Genomic DNA, 17,769 nt, shown 5'->3' with positions numbered 1-17,769 from the left:
ATTAATAAAAAATGGTTGAAACTATTGCGTATACAGTGTTATGCCGAACAAGTAATCCAAGATATATCGAATATTGCACAAATTAGAGGAATATCAAATATAAATTTTTGATGTTTCAAACGCATCTAATTTTTCATGTTGTTTCTGTATAATACGAGTTCAAATAATGAATCTAACTCAAGGTATATTAAGAAGTAGAATATCTATAACCTGGGATAGTATTTTAGTTTAATCTATATAATCTAAGACTCTAAATTCAAAATCTATATGAGCCAAATCAACGAAAACTCCAACAACGAACGCCTCCGCCGGTGGCGACTTATCCTTGGTAGTAAAAAAGCCGATGGTACTGGCTGTAAATTGACAGGTGCTGATGCCAAAATCGATAAATCCTTAGATGCGCTTTACGATTCCGAACGCTCTGGTGGTTTGGGTAGTTCGTCACCAAAAGTTGCTCGTTGGTTGGGAGATATTCGTACTTATTTTCCTTCATCTATAGTAAAGGTGATGCAGCAAGACGCACTGGAGCGGCTCAACCTGCGTCAGATGTTGCTGCAACCAGAAATGTTGTCAGCAGTAGAGCCAGACGTACACCTGATCGCGAATTTACTTTCTCTAAGCAGTATCATGCCAGAAAAAACCAAAGATACTGCCCGTCAAGTTGTGCGGAGTGTCGTTGAAGAATTGCAGCGAAAACTGACAAATCCTACCCAGCAAGCGGTAATGGGAAGTCTGAATCGGGCTATACGCAATCGCCGCCCCCGTCACAACGAAATCGACTGGAACCGCACCATCCGCGCTAATTTAAAACACTATCAACCAGAATATCGGACAATTATTCCTGAAACCCGTATCGGCTACGGACGCAAACGCAGCAATTTACGGAATATTATACTTTGCATTGACCAAAGCGGTTCAATGGCAACTTCTGTAGTTTATGCGGGAATATTTGGAGCAGTTTTGGCATCCTTGAGTGCAATTCAAACCCGGATAGTTGTCTTCGATACTGCTGTTGCAGATTTAACCGATGAAGCTCAAGACCCAGTAGATTTACTGTTTGGAACTCAATTGGGTGGCGGTACGGATATTAATCAAGCTTTAGGTTACTGTCAAAACTTTATTCAAAAACCAGAAGATACCATTATGGTATTAATTAGCGATTTGTACGAAGGTGGAAACCGTCAGCAAATGTTGAAGCGTGTTGCAGCAATTATCAATTCTGGGGTGCAGTTAGTCACACTATTAGCTTTAAATGACGATGGCGCACCAATGTACGACCATAGAGTAGCCGAAGAATTCGCCATCATGGGAAGCCCTGCTTTTGCCTGTAGCCCAGATCAATTTCCCGATTTAATGGCGGCAGCTATTCAAAAACAGGATATTGCTCAATGGGCTGCTGCTAACGATATTGTTACTAAGCGGTTGCATAGGGAATAGGGCATCAGCAATTATATTTTTATACAGATAACAAAATACAAGCGGACTCATTTTCTAACTAGTACAAGTCGGCGTAAATAAGGCAACCATTAAAAAGTCTAGAAAATCAAACTTCTTACTTCTTACTTCTTGCTTCTTACTTCCGCGAAGCAGTACTAGCTCTATATTGCCTTGGTGTAAATCCTGTAAGTTGTCGAAAATATTTACCTAGATGGCTGTGACTGTTAAAACCACACAACAAGCTAATTTCTGTGACAGATAATTCTGGATTTTTCAATAAAGATTTTGCTCGCTCAACTCTTTGTTTTATTACATACTTGTGAGGAGATATTCCCATCGAATTTTTAAACAAACGACTAAAATGAAACTGACTAATTCCAGCTAAGTTAGCCAAATCTGATAATTTAAATTTAGAAAATAAACATATTGAACAAAAATCAGTGACTCCTAATATTCGTGAGGAAAGTAAACAATTTTTGCATTTAGCGATTCCTTTAGTTAGCGCCCAAGTCACTCAATCTCTAACGGGATTTTTCGACACAATTATGATGGGTAGGTTGGGTAATGAAAGTTTAGCTGCTGGTGGTTTAGCTTCTTTGACTTTCTTTGCTTTATTGAATGCTACTGCTGGAATAGTAATGGGGATAAGTCCGCTGGTTTCAGAAGCTTATGGTGGGGGGAACAAAACCAGAATTGAAAAGTTAGCACGTCAAGGTTTTTGGCTAGTTTTATTGTTATCAATACCGATAATGTTGATAATGGCAAACCTTGATTTAATTATGCTGCAATTAGGACAAGCTAAAACAACAGTAAATCTAGCCAATAGCTATTTAAAGATAATGGTTTGGGCTTTCTTCCCTGGCTTAGGTTTTGCAATGCTGCGAAGTGTTGTATCTGGATTATCACATACTCGTCCGATAATGTTTATTGTGATTGCTGGGACTTTTTTTAATATTATTGGTAACTATGTTTTGGGATTTGGAAAACTTGGCTTTCCTCGCTTGGAATTAGCTGGTTTAGCAATATCGAGTACTCTAACTTTTTGGGGAATGTTTATTGCTTTAATAGTTTACTTTCTCAAACATAAACAACTCAAAATCTATCGTATATTCGAGCAGCTACATCGAGTTAGACCAAGTATTATTTGGGAATTGAGCAAAATTGGCATTCCAATCGGGATTTCAACAGCTTTTGAATTAGGATTATTTACCGTTGTTACCTATCTTATGGGTGCTTTAGGAACGGAAGTACTAGCAGCACATCAAATAGTTTTCCAAACTATTATTGTCACTTTTATGGTTCCCTTGGGAATGTCTTATGCAGCTACAGTAAGAGTCGGACAATGGCTCGGACAGAAAAACTTAAGGGGAATTCAATTGTCGGGCTATCTTAGTATTTTGATGGGATTAGTATTTACAATCTTCTTGACTGTTTTGATGTTGTTGTTTCCTCAGTCAATTGTGGGATTATACATTGATATAAACGACCCTAAGAACACAGAAATCGTAAATTTAGCATTACCGATGCTAAAAATTGCTACCCTGTCACAGATTTTAGATACAGTCCAGAAAATCACCTACGGTAATCTGCAAGGACTTCAAGATACACGTATTCCGATGTTATTAAGTATTCCAGCTTTTTGGGGTATTGGATTAACTACTGGTTATATTCTTGGATTTGTATTGGATTGGGGTGGTACTGGTTTGTGGTTAGGACAATCTATTGGAGTTGCAATTGTAGCGCTATTGTTTCTAAACCGTTTTTGCTCCTTAACTGCTCGTTGGAAGTGGAATTTGCACTAATTAATGCTTTGTCCCATTAGTTCTAATGGCTTATAGAGACGTAACACTGTTACGTCTCCCTAGTGGTTCGCCAAGCGAACTTTGCTGGGTTTAGGGTGGAAATAAAAAGTTTTTTCTCCCCCTGCTCCCTCCGCTTCCCCTGCTCCCCCTGCCTGCCCTTACCCGGCAATTGTGGATTGCCAGAGTACTAGGTTTGAAGGAAAACGAGCTCATCATATTTAATGGGACAGACAACTGCTAATATTCGTTTTCATTAAACTTGATGGGTTAGAAAGTCATTATAAATACATGCACGAATAGAAACATGTGATTTTATAAAAAGCAATATAGCTCAAGGCATATTTATTTCAATCCTTTACTTTTTAGATAAAATTTGCATATTTCTTTAGCTAGAAGACGAATCAATCTTAAGGCTGATATTGTATAACCTGTATTTATCGGAAAGCAGTAGTTAGATAGCTACTAGTTTTCTTATTATCCTGTTAAAAGCTTGACAAATGAAAGTCAAATTAAGAAGGCGGCGATTTGGTCAATTAACTTTCGTCGGTGTATTAGCAACTGTAATTGGTAAATTTACAAAGAAAACTTCAGCGCAAACAGCACCGCAGCCTTCACAAAGCAATACCGTTACCGTCAACCTAAAAATTAATGGTAAGGAGCAAACTTTACAAGTTGAACCTCGCGTTACTTTACTCGATGCATTGCGCGAATATATCGGTTTAACTGGTACTAAAAAAGGCTGCGGACACGGACAATGCGGTGCTTGTACGGTGTTAGTTAATGGCAGAAGAATTAATTCTTGTCTGACGCTGGCAATTATGAATGAAGGCGCTGAAATAACTACCATTGAAGGATTAGCCCAAGGAGATGATTTGCATCCCGTACAGGCTGCCTTTATAAAACACGACGGTTTTCAATGTGGATACTGTACCCCCGGACAAATTTGTTCTGCGGTTGCTGCAATTGCCGAAGTGAAACAAGGAGAGGTAAGTGCTGTTACACCCGATGTCAGAAAAGAAGGGCGAGTAGAATTAACCGATACAGAAATTCGCGAAAGAATGAGCGGTAATCTCTGTCGTTGCGGTGCTTATCCCGGTATCTTGGCAGCAGTTAAGGAAGCGAGCGGCGAGGTTAAAGGTTAAAGGTCAAAGATGGTAGAACCAATTACCAATTACCCATTACCTATTTCTTACTTTCCCATGCCCAATGCCCAATTAACAATTACCAAACTAATTTTATGAATCCATTTACTTATATACGTGCCGATAATCAAGATACGGCTATTAAAAATGTTGCTGGTAAACAAACGAAGTTTATTGCGGGTGGGACTAATCTTCTGGATTTGATGAAGGAAGGGGTGGAGCAACCGCAGCAGCTTGTAGATATTAATCGCTTGGAATTGGAAAAGATTGAAGGGATAAATAATGGTTTGAGTATCGGAGCTTTGGTAAAAAATAGCGATATGGCAAACCATCCTCTAGTTAGACAGCGCTATCCCCTACTATCCCAAGCAGTACTGGCTGGTGCTTCTCCACAGTTACGCAACATGGCTACTACCGGCGGAAATTTGATGCAAAGAACTCGCTGTTACTACTTTTATAATACGGCGATGCCTTGTAACAAGCGTTTACCTGGCTCCGGCTGTGCTGCTGTTGAAGGTTTTAACCGCATTCACGCTATTTTAGGTGCTTCCGAACAATGTATTGCCACACATCCTTCCGATATGTGCGTTGCTTTATCGGCTTTGGATGCTGTAGTCAAAGTTAAAGGTTCAAAAGGAGAGCGGTTGATAAAAGCTGTTGATTTTCACCGTTTGCCTGGAGATACACCACAGATAGAAACCGAATTACAACCAGATGAATTGATTACAGCAGTGCTTTTACCAGAATCGCCATTTGCAGAAAATTCTTATTATTTGAAAGTTAGAGATAGACAATCCTATGCTTTCGCTTTAGTTTCAGTAGCTGCTGCTTTAGAAATAAATAACAATACTATTCGTCAGGGAAGATTAGCTTTAGGTGGTGTAGCACATAAACCTTGGAGAGCAACTGAAGCAGAAAAAATTCTTGACAATGCCAAAGCTGACGAAAAGACGTTTCAAGCCGTAGCAGATGTAGCAGTAAAAAACGCAAAAACCTACGAACACAACGCTTTTAAAGTAGAAATGGTGAAAAGAGCGATTGTTCAAGCATTAAGTGCAGCAGTAAGCGGTACTGGAAATGGTTAATGGGGCATTGGGCATTGGGCATTGGGCATGGGGCATAGGGCATAGGGAATAGGGCATTGTTAAAAATCATTTGTTACTAACTACTAACTACTAATAACTAATAACTAATAACTAATAACTAATAACTAATTTATGAATAATCCAATTGGTAAACCGTTAAATAGGATAGATGGCAGATTAAAAGTTACGGGTAAGGCACTTTATGCTGCTGAATATCCCGTACAAAATATGTCTCATGCTGTTGTTATTGAAAGCAAAATTGCTAAGGGCAGTATCCGCAATATTGATATTAGTCCGGCAGAAAAGTTACCCGGCGTGCTTGCGGTTATTACTTATCAAAATGCACCGAAGCTGGGACAAAATAATAGTAATCAATCTGGTGGTAATCCTTTAGTTAAGCCGCTTCCGGTATTACAAGATAATAAAATAAGTTTTTACGGACAGCATATCGGTGTTGTAGTTGCCGAAACTCTAGAACAAGCTGAATACGCTGCTAATTTGGTTAAAGTAACTTATCTTCCCGAAACTCCTGCTGTCAGCTTTGAGAAAAATCTGAAAAATGCTTATAAACCGGAAAGATTGCTGGTTCCTTTAGAACCGGATTCGGGACGAGGTGATATCAACAAAGGATTGCAAGCAGCACAGGTACAGTTAGATGAAAATTATTCCGCACCAATAGAACATCATAACCCAATGGAGCCTTCAGCTACTACTGCTGTTTGGCAAGGTAGTAAACTCACGCTTTACGATGCTTCGCAGCATGTTGGGGGGACGCAAAAAGCGGTAGCTGATACCTTTGGAATTCCCCAAGAAAACGTTCAGGTAATTGCACGATTTATTGGTGGTGGATTCGGTTGTAAATTCCCAATACGCGAACATGTAATTTTAGCAGCTTTGGCAGCTCGTCAAGTCAAACGTCCGGTTAAACTAGCACTGTCACGGGAGCAAATGTTTACTTCGGTGGGTTGTCGTCCCTATTCTTCACAGCGGATTCGTTTGGGTGCAACAAAGGACGGTAAACTTACTGCTGTGGCTCACGAAATCGTCACGCAAACCAATATGGATAGGGAGTTTGTCGAACATGTTGGTGGAGCAACTAACATGATATACAATGCTCCCAACGTACTAGTTACCCATCGTGCCGTACCTTTAAATATGGTAGTACCAACCATTATGCGTGCCCCTGGAGAAACACCGGGAATGTACGCTCTAGAATCGGCGATTGATGAATTAGCCTATAAACTCAACATTGACCCGATAGAACTGCGTATCATTAACGACCCACCCCAAGACCCCTATAAAAATTTACCTTGGTCGAGTCGTTCGCTGGTAGAAAGTTTGCGAGAAGGTGCAAAACGTTTTGGCTGGGAAAAGCGCAATTCCAAACCAGCTTCGATGCGCGACGGTGGTTATTTAGTGGGTTATGGAGTCGCTGCTGCAACTTATCCGACCAATCGACAACCTGCTTCAGCCCGCGCTCAAATTCAGCCTAACGGTAATTTACTGGTGCAAATTGCAGCGACAGATATCGGTACTGGTACTTATACAATCTTGGCGCAAGTAGCAGCGGAAGTATTGCAATTACCTTTAAGTAAAGTTGCTGTAGAAATTGGCGATTCCGAATTACCACCTTCACCCGGTTCTGGTGGTTCTTGGGGTGCTGCTTCTTACGGTAGTGCGGTACATGATGCTTGTATGGCGCTTAAAGATAAAATGGTGTCATTGGTTAAACAAGATAACCGTTCGGCACTGAAGAATTTAAAAGCAGCAGAATTAGAAGTTAAAGACGGTGGTGTTTTTGCCAAAGATAAATCTGTGGGAGAAAACTTTGGCGAAATTTTGAGTAGAAACAAGCTTAAAGAAGTATCGGTACAGGTAGAATCTACACCAGATGAAGCCAGGAAAAAATACTCCATGCATTCGTTTGGGGCACACTTCGCCGAAGTCAAGGTAGACCCAAATAACGGAATGGTAAAGGTTTCTAGATTTTTAGGCGCATTTGGAGTCGGAAAAATTTTGAACCAAAAAACAGCGCGATCGCAAATGATTGGGGGTATAGTTTGGGGTATATCCCAAGCCTTGCACGAAAAAACAATTCTTGACGACCGTTACGGAAACTTTGTTAATCACAATCTTGCCGAATACCATATCCCTGTTAATGCCGATATTCCGGATATAGAAATAGTTTTTATTGAGGAAAACGACCCACATGTCAACCCTTTAGGCGTGAAAGGAGTTGGTGAAATAGGTATTGTAGGTGCAGGTGCAGCTGTAGCTAATGCTATTTACCACGCAACGGGTAAACGCATTCGCGATTTGCCGATTACACCAGACAAATTGCTTTGATAGACTCCCTCGGATTTACTGCTCCGGGGGATTTTAACTTTAATCTCTTTTTGTAAGGTGCTTGTACACTGACTGATTCCAAAATAATAATCAGGTTACGGCACTAGGGCATGTTTTCAAACCCCAACCGCTCTGGGGCTAAAGCCTGGAGCTACAGCTACAAAGCCCCCAAAGGGCTAAAAAACCAAGATTTTTCTAGTCCGCTGCCACGGCGGACTTTTTAGGTATAGCCTCACCCTTATAGGGTGAGGAGTACTTTTTTTAGAGTCTTTTTTAAATATTAATTGCAGTATTTGAATATTCAACATCATCTAAACTAACAATTGATAATTGGATTCTTTAAGTGCTTGATTGATACAGGGGAATTTAAGGAATATGAAAGTCTATAAATCCTTTACCAGATTGCTAGTTAATGATTGGAAAGCCTGCGTCAATTTTTATAAAGAGATAATGGAATTTAAGGTAGCGCAGGAAGACGAACGAGGTGGATATGCAGAATTTCATGTTGCAGATATGAGACTCAGCATTTTTCGACGTTCGGAAATGGCTCGGATGGTTCACAACTTTGAAAAACCCGCCAGTGCAGAATGTCAAGATACTGTAGCCTTAATTTTTACGGTCAATGATTTAGAAGATGAATGTATGAAACTCAAGCAAAAAGGAATTAAATTAACCGCAGAACCAATGAACAATCCCATGTACGGCATCAAAACAGCTTATCTACGCGATCCAGATGATAATTTGATTGGTCTTTATCAGATGCTCGCTTAATTAGGCAAACAGAAATAGTTAGGGCTTCTAAAGTCAACATTAATTTATATCTTGCAACATTTGCGATTAGCCCAGATACTCGCCTTGGAATTGATTCCAAGGCTATATACTAAGTACGTTAAAATTTATCTTGCACCATTTTTGTTAATTCCTAAAAAAATCAATCGATCCACAAAAACAAATCGGATTTGTCATCAAGGTGCAAGATGTGAATATCATTAACTCCACCCTTCAAGCAATAATTATTTACTGGTCACTGCTCACTGATAACTGCTCACTGCTCACTGATAACTGATTATGAAGCCTGTAATTTTAACTGTTGATGACGATCCGCAAGTTTTGCAAGCGGTAGCCAGAGATTTGCGTCAGCAATACGGCGATCGCTTTCGGATTATGCGTGCTGATTCTGGTAAAACTGCTTTAGATACCTTAGAAAAGCTCAAGCTTCGCAACGAAACGGTAGCATTGTTTTTAGCTGACCAAAGAATGCCGCAAATGTCGGGAGTAGAATTTTTGGAAAAGGGATTGGAAATGTATCCTAATGCCAAAAGAGCTTTACTCACAGCTTATGCCGATACTGATGCAGCTATCGATGCGATCAATAAAACTCAGGTTGACTACTATTTAATGAAACCTTGGGACCCACCTCAAGAAAAGCTATTTCCGGTAATTGACGATTTAATCGATGATTGGATGGCGCATTTTCGTCCACCGTTTGAAGGTATTCGCGTTATTGGTAATCGCTGGTCCCCAGATTCTCACCAAGTTAAGGATTTTTTGGCACGAAATCAAGTCCCTTATGAATGGTTAGATATTGAATCTTCCGAAGAAGCGCAAAAATTAGTCGAATATGCAGATTGCGACCATTTGCAATTACCTTTAGTGCTTTTCTCAGATGGTTCTTCGGTACTGCAACCCGATAACGTGCAACTTGCCGAAAAAATCGGATTGCAAACCCAAGCAGATAAACCATTTTACGATTTAATCATTGTTGGTGGTGGTCCTGCGGGTTTAGCTGCTGCTGTGTACGGTGCTTCGGAAGGATTGCGAACGTTGATGATAGAGAAAGAAGCGCCGGGAGGACAAGCGGGAACCAGTTCGCGTATTGAAAACTACCTTGGTTTCCCTGTAGGTTTGAGCGGTGGAGATTTAGCAAGACGGGCTGTAACCCAGGCTAAAAGGTTTGGTGTCGAGATTCTCACACCACAAGAAGTTCAAGGTATTCGCGTACAAGACCAGTATCGAATTATTCAACTAACAGATGGAAGCGAAATTAGCTGTCATGCTTTGATATTGGCTTTGGGTGTAGCTTGGCGACGCTTAGATACGCCGGGGATAGAGCGTTTAACTGGCGCGGGTGTGTACTATGGAGCAGCCCAAACAGAAGCTCGTTCCTGTGAAGGCGAAGAAGTCTATATTATCGGTGCAGCCAATTCTGCCGGACAAGGGGCAATGTACTTTTCCAAATATGCCAGCAAAGTGATTATTTTGGTGCGCGGCGATTCTTTAACCAAAAGTATGTCCCAATATTTGATTGACCAAATTGAAGCAACACCAAATATTGAAGTCAGGTTACACACAACCGTCGTAGAAGCCAAAGGCGAAAATAGTTTAGAAGAATTGACTCTTGTTAATAGTTTGACAGATGAGAAAGAGACAGTACCTGCAACTTCGCTGTTTATATTTATCGGTGCAAAACCTAGTACAGAATGGTTAGATGGATTATTAGAAAAAGACAAGCGCGGTTTCATGCTCACAGGCCCAGATTTGAAGCACAACGGTAATAATCGTCCGAAAGGCTGGAATTTAGAACGCGACCCCTATTTATTAGAAACAAACGTCCCCGGTATATTTGCGGTAGGAGACGTGCGTTATGGTTCCGTAAAACGAGTTGCTTCCGGTGTCGGTGAAGGTTCGATTTGCGTCCAGTTTGTTCACAACTATTTAAGTAAAGTTTTGTAGACAGTGAACAGTGAACAGTGAACAGTGAATAATTAATGGGTAAAACTTAGTAACTGATAACTGCTAACTGCTAACTGCTAACTGATAACTGATAACTGATAACTGATAACTGCTCACTGATAACTGTTCACTGTTATGACTTTATGTACTGAAGAATTGCAAACGCTGGAATTATTTAAAATACTTCCCGAAAGTCGTTTGGAATGGGTTTGCGATCGCGCTACTCCGTTGAAATTGTCGCAGGGTGAAATTTTAGTATCAGAGGGGGATGCAGCGCGGGGTTTATTTATTTTAATGTCGGGTAAAATTGCCATTACACGTTATTCCGATGGTGTGGAAATGCCATTAGGGCAGCATATAGCACCGGAGTTTGTGGGAGAAATTCCAATACTTACGGATGAGCCAATTATGGTAAATTTGCGGGGTTTAACTGATTGTCGCGTTTACGAACTCCCCCCAGAAGACTTTTTAGAGTTACTTCATCAGTGTCGGGAATTTGAAGTAACCATAGCTCGTGCAGTTCAAAAAAGATTGCGGGGGCTAGAATCCTTTATCCGCAATCGCGAAAAAATGGCAGCTTTGGGTACGATGTCGGCAGGTTTAGCACACGAACTTAACAACCCTGCTGCGGCTTTAGTTCGCGCCTTGAAAGATGTCACGCCAGCATTGATCGAACTGCAACGCATGAACTTAGTTTACGGAAAGCATGAGGAAGACGAAGAACATACTCAGCAATGGACAAAAATTCGGGATGACGGCTACGACATAATTAACAACGATAAATTAGATCCAATGACGATAGCCGATAGGGAAGATGAGCTACTTGATTGGCTGGAAGATTACGGAGTCGAGAAAGCCTGGAATTTAGCCGAACCTTTAGCAGCAGGGGGGGTAGATGTAAAAACACTCGACATCATGATGGAACGTTGGCGAGATGATACCACCGAACTCCGGGATATGGGAATACGCTGGTTAGCAATTTCCTTCGACGTTATGTCCACAATTAAAAACGGTTTGCGCGGAGCCGAACGGATTTCAGAATTAGTACATTCCATGAAATCATACTCTCATTTAGATCGTGGCGCTCAACAGTGGGTAGATATTCATCAAGGTTTAGAAGATACGATTAAATTATTTTCTTTTAAACTCAAACATGGTGTCGAAATTAATCGTTGTTATGGAGAGAATCTTCCCAAAATCCTTGCTTATGGTAGCGAACTAAATCAAGTTTGGACAAATTTAATCGATAATGCCATTGATGCGATGGAAGGAAAAGGCACTATAGAAATCAAAACATCTCATTTTGAAAACTCTTTAAAAGTCGAAATTATCGATAGCGGAACAGGAGTTCCTGAAGAGGTACAATCGCGTATTTATGAACCATTCTTTACAACAAAAGGAGTAGGAAAAGGTTCTGGATTGGGTTTAGATGCAGTTAGAAGAATTGTAGAAAACCGTCACAAAGGAGCGATATATTTAGAATCAAAACCCGGAAAAACCACTTTTAAAATTTGTCTTCCCATAGCAGGTTGTAGTCATAAATAATTGGTTCGTAGTTGCGCTTAAGCGCCAAAAATCTTGAGTAATAATTAGTAATTGGTAATGGGTAATGGGTAATTGGTAATGGGTAATTGGGCATAGGGCATTGGGCATTGGGCATTGGGCATTCGGCATGGGAGAATTGGCAATTATTAACTGCTCACTGCTCACTGTTAACTGTTTCCTCGCCCTTCTACCCCCTCTTTCAAAATGGCAATCCTACTTTCTTTCTACGCATTCATAGCAATCGGTATCGCTGAAGGGGGTTTGGGTATTCTCATTCCTTCAATTAGCCAAACTTACAATTTAACGTCTGCTCACATAACTTTTATTTTTCTTAGCCAAGTTACGGGTTATATTTTTGCGGCTTTATCTAGCAGTATTTTGAGCAGTCGTATCGGATTGGCAAGGATGTTATTGTTAGCATCCACAAGTTTGACTTTGGCTTTAACAATCTACGCTTTTAGTCCCTATTGGTGGTTGATGGTTGCTGCTGGGAGTTTGTTAGGATTGGGAATTGGTTTGATTGATGCGGGAATTAATAGCTACATTGCTAACCGAGAAAGCCAAGCTGATTTGATGGGATTGCTGCACGGTTTTTATGGAATTGGCGCTTTACTTGGACCGGCGATCGCCACGACATTATTAGCGGTAAACTTACCTTGGCGCAGTGTTTATCTGGTTTTTGCTGCGGTTGTGGGATTAATGGTAGTTGGCATGTTGTGGGCTGTGATATCTGACTACAAACCTTTGACAAGCAGAATTAAAAAGTCGGATAAAACAGCTTCAGCTAATTTAGGTGAAGCTTTAAAAACACCTACAGTTTTATTAGCTGGTTTGTTGTTAGCTGTTTACGTGGGAACAGAAGCATCAGTTGGAAATTGGGCTTATAGCGTTCAACATATTAGTAGAGAAACACCAACATTAATAGCAGGTTATAGCGTTAGTGCTTACTGGTTGGGATTAACTTTAGGAAGATTTATCAGCGGACGATTTGTTAAATTGTTTGGTGCAAATCGCACTTTGAATTACAGTTTAATCTTATTGAGTTTGAGCTTGATTGCTTGGTGGTTATTGCCAAATCAATTGATAAGTTTGCCTTTAATTGGTATTGCTCTTGCTCCGATATTTCCGCTGACAATTTGGTTAACACCGCAACGAATTCCGACAGCAATTGTACCGGCTGCGATTGGTTTTATTACTAGTGTTGCAAGTTTGGGAGCAGCAATGATTCCTTCCTTCGCGGGGTTTTTTGCTTCTCGGTTTGGGTTGGAGATAATTCCGGTTTTGATGATTCCTTTAGCTGGGGTGATGTTGGTTTTGCATTGGGGGATGGTTAATCACAATCATAAAGCCCTCAGACTATAAGTCTGGGGCTACAGGAACGAAGCCCACCTGCGTGGGCTAATAATATAAATAGGAATGGCCGCAACTGGCACATTTATGCTGTAGGGTGCTGTGACACTTAATTGGATTTTTAACGTAATAATGAGGGTTTTAGTGTCACGCACCATCCGAGTTGTGTGACGCGCAGCCTTAGTCCTGATAAATATAGTTATGGTTTGAGATATTTTTTATTCTAGATAGCTTTTGGCGATTATGTTAAAGCTTACTTTATTTAATTCAATGTAGTCATTTAAATATTCTGGTTCTACTTTAGTCATATGTTTTGATTCATCGTCTGTAGGTAGCCAGAAGCTACTTTTGATTGGTAATTTATTAAACTTATTGTTATTTTTTAAATGTTGCTGTAATAAATATTCGTATACAAATTGTTTGCGGATGTCTCTGGATTTTATTTCTTCAATATTGCTTTTATTAAAATAGTAATCTGTAGGTTTATATTTAATATCAATAATATTCAAACAAGTAATTGCTTTTACAAACTCTTCAAACATCAAATGTAGACTATTTTCATCATCATATACATCTCCTAATCTTCTAAATAAAGAACAAAGTAAAATGTTTTCTTGTTCTTTCAAACTAAATGTATTTTTTAAAAAAATATAAAATTTATCTTTACAATAAACTTTATTTTCTATTCCTATATAAAATATATGATTTAAAAGATACATACAAGCCAATTGTCTTATATTGATAGTATTTAAATCAATATCCCAATAAGAATAGAATTTAATAGGAAGTCGAGATTTTATCAAATATTGTTCATTCTTTGAACGCTGCCATTGTAATGGCGTACATATTCTATTTAATTCTTGACTAGTGTGAATTTCATTATAAGGCTGTCCTATATATATAATTTTCAATTCTGTATACTCAAATACACTATCATCTTTATTTAACAAATTGCCTGAAAATGTGGTTCTATAACCATAATCGTCCCAGTTATCCGTTTCGAGTCTCAACCCATCTGCGAATAATGGAGCTTTTTGTTGTAGGCTGCTAGTAATATCGAAAATATTAGACTTTATTATTGCATCAGGTCTTAAATTTTTGCCATTAATTCTAAAAACATTCTCTTCATTCAGTAGTTTTGGTTCACTATCTACTGATTTCGGTAAGTCAACTTCTAAATAACTCTTATCTATATATAACAACCTACTAAGGCTTATATTCTTCGTGAGATAAGTTAAGCACATTGATTCCCAAACAAAACAGAAATTATTAATTCCCCATATTTCTCCTTCATCTTGCTGCGATAATTCACCGTACAAAAATAGTTCAATAGCGTTGTGAAAATCCCAATAATCTGCATCCTTGATAGGTGTTCGATGTTCAATCGTTTCTAAAATATCTTTGAGAATATCAACCGTTTGAATACAATATTCTTCATTAAATACACTGCTTTCAGTATCAAGATATCTATGAGCAAATTCTTCAGATAATGCTTGTATTTCAGATGTTATCTCTTCACCCAATTGCTGCTTGACTTCCACAAAGATGTAACAATACATCCCAATAATATCAGTTGATTGATATTTTACTTGCAACCTGGGCATATCCATTGTGTCAATATATGCAGCACCATTAGGTAAATACTTTGCTCTATCAAGATATTGATGGATTTGGGAATAGTCTATTTCTTCGCTTTCTCCCAAACGATAAGCTAATGATAATATTTTAGGCTCCTCATAAGCATCCAGTATTTTACTAATTGCATCCAACTTGGAATAAAGCAATACTTCCTCATCATTGTTATCAGGTATTACAACTTTGTGTACGCTACCGTTTGTTTGAATTACTCCATCTCTATCTTTTGCTAATTGCTTTTCTAAGTTACCTTTTTTCGCACAAATTTGTTTGTAACGATGCAGTACTCTGTAAAACAAGAAGTATGTATCGCGCTTGCTATCGTATTTATCATAATTTTTTGTATCAAAGCCTTTAGGTAGGTAAAGATATAATTTATTATCTTGCTTTTGAATACCGATAAAGGAATATTTTTCATCGACAATCGGTTGTAATTGATGGAAATTTAGCATTAGGAGGATTCATGGTTTGGATCGGAAACTTCTTTCATTGGCATATCATCCTGTTGCGAATTTTTAATCATAGGAACGCTATTATGCCAGTATTTGAGGAGTTTGTCTGTATAAATTAAAAAATCAGCATAAGTGATTAAATTTGCATGATTATCACTAAAATTTTCTTCAATTAGTTTTATTAAAGGCTTTTTATCTCTTGCGAATACGCTGTCCCATAAGTAGAACATTAATTTATCTTTTATTTGATCCAAGCTTAAAGTCTCTGATTGTAAATTAATAAACCACCATCCAATTTGCTTATCTTCAATATTTCTAATCGATTTATGATTTGACTTGATAAATTCATTTATTCCAACTATTAGACGATATAACTTCAAAACTAATAAATTATTACCCTTTTTTATTGGGATAATAGTATTTAAAACTTTTTCAGGTATAGTTATTATTTGTTTATCAATACTATAATTTTCTATATCTGACGTACATGGTGCTTTTATGTATTCCCAATCCCAACGTCGTTTAAAAGCGGTATCTAAATAATAAATAGATTCATCTGAAGTATTAACTGTAGCTATTATTGATAAATTAGGGGGTATTCTTATCTGATAGTTTTGAATAATTGTGAATATCTCAAATTTATCATCACTATATTCATTACCCGTCTTTTTACTCTTTTCATTTTCGATGAAAATGTCAAATGGTAAATCTTCAACTAATATATTATCGTCAAAAATTTTAATTTTATAACCCATAGAACTTAATAAACCAAACATCTCCATTTCTGATATATCTATACAGTATGAAGACCATCCATTATAATTTCTATCTAATAATTGAAAAATACTACCAAATATTGCAGCGGCATTACCTCGATTTAATTCGTCAATGACAAGTAAATGATTCTGATTCTTGTTATGAATAATACTGTGATAAGCTTTGCTTAATGCTTGTAAAAAATGTCCGGGGTAATATTTGTAATTAATAGAGCTAACAGAAGAGAGTGGTAGTAATTTACCCATAAAATCGGAATATTTGTACTCAGGATAAAATACTGCTTTAACAATATTTAAACGCAATTCTTCTTCACTTATTCCTAATTGATCCTTAGCTATTTCAATAACTTTATAGCTTTTCCCTGTACCCGGACAACCAAATAATATTTTCTGTATTGGACTCATGCACCACTTGCGATCGCAACATTCACGATTGTATTCGAGAAAAAATTTAGCCGGTACTTTTAAAATAAATGACCGTATTAAATGACCGTATTAGCCGCAGTGTCTAAACTTGAACTTAATTATATTATCTAAGTCATATTACGCAATTTACAATCCCTTCCCCAAAATCGTCTAAACTCAAAATGTCCGCTAACTCTCTACACTCATGTCTCGCTGGTTCAATATTGTTAGTCCCTGCTTTAAATGTTTTCGGTTAACGTTGCCCATCACCTACCGGATGCATGAGCTTTATTATGCGGAAACTTGTTTTGACTCATAGGGTTGAATAAGAATTTCAGCCGGAATATTTAATTCTTGATTCAACTTCCGAATCATCTCCAAAGTCAAGGTGCGTTTACGAGAGAGAACCTCAGATACCCTTGCTCTACTACCTAGACATGGCTCCAAGTCACGACGAGATAAACCACGGGTATCCATATAATAATGAATTGCCTCAATCGGATCTGGTAGCTCTATCGGAAAATGTGTTTTCTCATAAGCTTCTACGAGAGTACTAAGAATATCCAACCTATCGCACTCAACTGTATTCTCAGCAGCATCAAACAATAACTCAATCTCTTTAAGAGCTTCTTGATAGTCAGTTTGAGTCCTAATTGGGCGTATTTCCATAGATTAACCTCAGTTCAGATTGTTTCTGCATCTACTTTGTCATAGTCAGCATGAGTGCCAATAAAGCGGATAAAAATAATCCCAATGTCATAACGAATTGCCACAATCAACCGATATGTATTGCCTTTGATGTTAAAAACAACAAGATTGTTCGCAATGATACTGGCATTACCATGAGCGGACTTAATATCGACTGGACTCTGCCAATCAGCATGAGACGCTTCGTAGTACCAAGTTTTTAGTGCTTCTTCAGCATCTGGGTGAGATTCCCAGAAGTTTCGTAGGGTGCTACGGGATAAGATACGCATAATATCTACAATAACTTGTTCCCAATACGGGAGCAAGAGGTATCTAAAAAGTACTTCAAATAAAAAAATCCCCTCCTCCAAAAT

14 protein-coding genes are annotated in these 17,769 nt (G+C 38.5%); 9 read left to right on the top strand and 5 right to left on the bottom strand.

The genetic code is table 11. The features are described from left to right. Nucleotides 1–267: 267 nt before the first annotated feature. Nucleotides 268–1,437, top strand: coding sequence for a VWA domain-containing protein (locus RIV7116_RS31435; protein ID WP_015122379.1), 1,170 nt, complete (start codon nucleotides 268–270; stop codon nucleotides 1,435–1,437). A 136-nt stretch (nucleotides 1,438–1,573) separates the two neighbouring features. Here RIV7116_RS31435 and RIV7116_RS35405 read toward each other — a convergent pair whose 3' ends face one another. Continuing rightward, nucleotides 1,574–1,951 (bottom strand): AraC family transcriptional regulator, encoded by a 378-nt coding sequence (locus RIV7116_RS35405; protein ID WP_083894110.1) that lies wholly within the window; start codon nucleotides 1,949–1,951, stop codon nucleotides 1,574–1,576. Here RIV7116_RS35405 and RIV7116_RS31430 point away from each other — a divergent pair. The 8 genes from RIV7116_RS31430 (at nucleotide 1,878) to RIV7116_RS31395 (ending at nucleotide 13,452) form a co-directional block, all read left to right on the top strand. Continuing rightward, the gene (locus RIV7116_RS31430) at nucleotides 1,878–3,239 is read left to right on the top strand and encodes an MATE family efflux transporter (RefSeq protein WP_015122378.1); all 1,362 of its coding nucleotides are present in this window, start codon (nucleotides 1,878–1,880) and stop codon (nucleotides 3,237–3,239) included. The two genes, RIV7116_RS35405 and RIV7116_RS31430, sit on opposite strands and share 74 nt — an antisense overlap. Nucleotides 3,240–3,736: 497 nt before the next feature. Continuing rightward, nucleotides 3,737–4,381: a 2Fe-2S iron-sulfur cluster-binding protein gene (locus RIV7116_RS31425; RefSeq protein WP_015122377.1), complete on the top strand. Its 645-nt coding sequence runs from the start codon at nucleotides 3,737–3,739 to the stop codon at nucleotides 4,379–4,381. 95 nt (nucleotides 4,382–4,476) lie between these two features. Next, nucleotides 4,477–5,466 carry a xanthine dehydrogenase family protein subunit M gene (locus RIV7116_RS31420; protein ID WP_015122376.1) on the top strand — a complete coding sequence of 330 codons (990 nt, stop codon included), beginning with the start codon at nucleotides 4,477–4,479 and terminating at the stop codon, nucleotides 5,464–5,466. A 132-nt stretch (nucleotides 5,467–5,598) separates the two neighbouring features. Continuing rightward, on the top strand, nucleotides 5,599–7,812 hold the full coding sequence (locus RIV7116_RS31415; RefSeq protein WP_015122375.1) for a xanthine dehydrogenase family protein molybdopterin-binding subunit: 2,214 nt from the start codon (nucleotides 5,599–5,601) through the stop codon (nucleotides 7,810–7,812). Nucleotides 7,813–8,187: 375 nt separating this feature from the next. Continuing rightward, on the top strand, nucleotides 8,188–8,583 hold the full coding sequence (locus tag RIV7116_RS31410; protein WP_015122374.1) for a VOC family protein: 396 nt from the start codon (nucleotides 8,188–8,190) through the stop codon (nucleotides 8,581–8,583). Nucleotides 8,584–8,877: 294 nt separating this feature from the next. Continuing rightward, nucleotides 8,878–10,545, top strand: a complete 1,668-nt coding sequence (locus tag RIV7116_RS31405; protein ID WP_044291299.1) for a response regulator — start codon at nucleotides 8,878–8,880, stop codon at nucleotides 10,543–10,545. A 135-nt stretch (nucleotides 10,546–10,680) separates the two neighbouring features. Beyond that, complete coding sequence (locus tag RIV7116_RS31400; protein ID WP_015122372.1) at nucleotides 10,681–12,090, top strand: sensor histidine kinase; 1,410 nt, start codon at nucleotides 10,681–10,683, stop codon at nucleotides 12,088–12,090. A gap of 204 nt (nucleotides 12,091–12,294) precedes the next feature. After that, the gene (locus tag RIV7116_RS31395) at nucleotides 12,295–13,452 is read left to right on the top strand and encodes a sugar MFS transporter (RefSeq protein WP_015122371.1); all 1,158 of its coding nucleotides are present in this window, start codon (nucleotides 12,295–12,297) and stop codon (nucleotides 13,450–13,452) included. 206 nt (nucleotides 13,453–13,658) lie between these two features. Here RIV7116_RS31395 and RIV7116_RS31390 read toward each other — a convergent pair whose 3' ends face one another. The 4 genes from RIV7116_RS31390 to RIV7116_RS31375 all read right to left on the bottom strand — a co-directional run bounded on the left by RIV7116_RS31390 (nucleotide 13,659) and on the right by RIV7116_RS31375 (nucleotide 17,685). Further along, on the bottom strand, nucleotides 13,659–15,527 hold the full coding sequence (locus RIV7116_RS31390) for a hypothetical protein (RefSeq protein WP_015122370.1): 1,869 nt from the start codon (nucleotides 15,525–15,527) through the stop codon (nucleotides 13,659–13,661). Further along, nucleotides 15,527–16,708 carry a hypothetical protein gene (locus RIV7116_RS31385; protein ID WP_015122369.1) on the bottom strand — a complete coding sequence of 394 codons (1,182 nt, stop codon included), beginning with the start codon at nucleotides 16,706–16,708 and terminating at the stop codon, nucleotides 15,527–15,529. Before RIV7116_RS31385 ends, RIV7116_RS31390 begins: the two co-directional genes overlap by 1 nt. Before the next feature lie 291 nt (nucleotides 16,709–16,999). After that, complete coding sequence (locus RIV7116_RS31380; RefSeq protein WP_015122368.1) at nucleotides 17,000–17,377, bottom strand: type II toxin-antitoxin system HigA family antitoxin; 378 nt, start codon at nucleotides 17,375–17,377, stop codon at nucleotides 17,000–17,002. 14 nt (nucleotides 17,378–17,391) lie between these two features. After that, nucleotides 17,392–17,685 carry a type II toxin-antitoxin system HigB family toxin gene (locus RIV7116_RS31375; protein WP_015122367.1) on the bottom strand — a complete coding sequence of 98 codons (294 nt, stop codon included), beginning with the start codon at nucleotides 17,683–17,685 and terminating at the stop codon, nucleotides 17,392–17,394. Between the last annotated feature and the right edge of the window lie 84 nt (nucleotides 17,686–17,769).

Source organism: Rivularia sp. PCC 7116, from assembly GCF_000316665.1.
In the GTDB taxonomy this organism is placed as follows: domain Bacteria; phylum Cyanobacteriota; class Cyanobacteriia; order Cyanobacteriales; family Nostocaceae; genus Rivularia.
The sequence above is the reverse complement of the archived record's forward strand: the minus strand, read 5'-3'. Positions and strand labels throughout refer to the sequence as shown.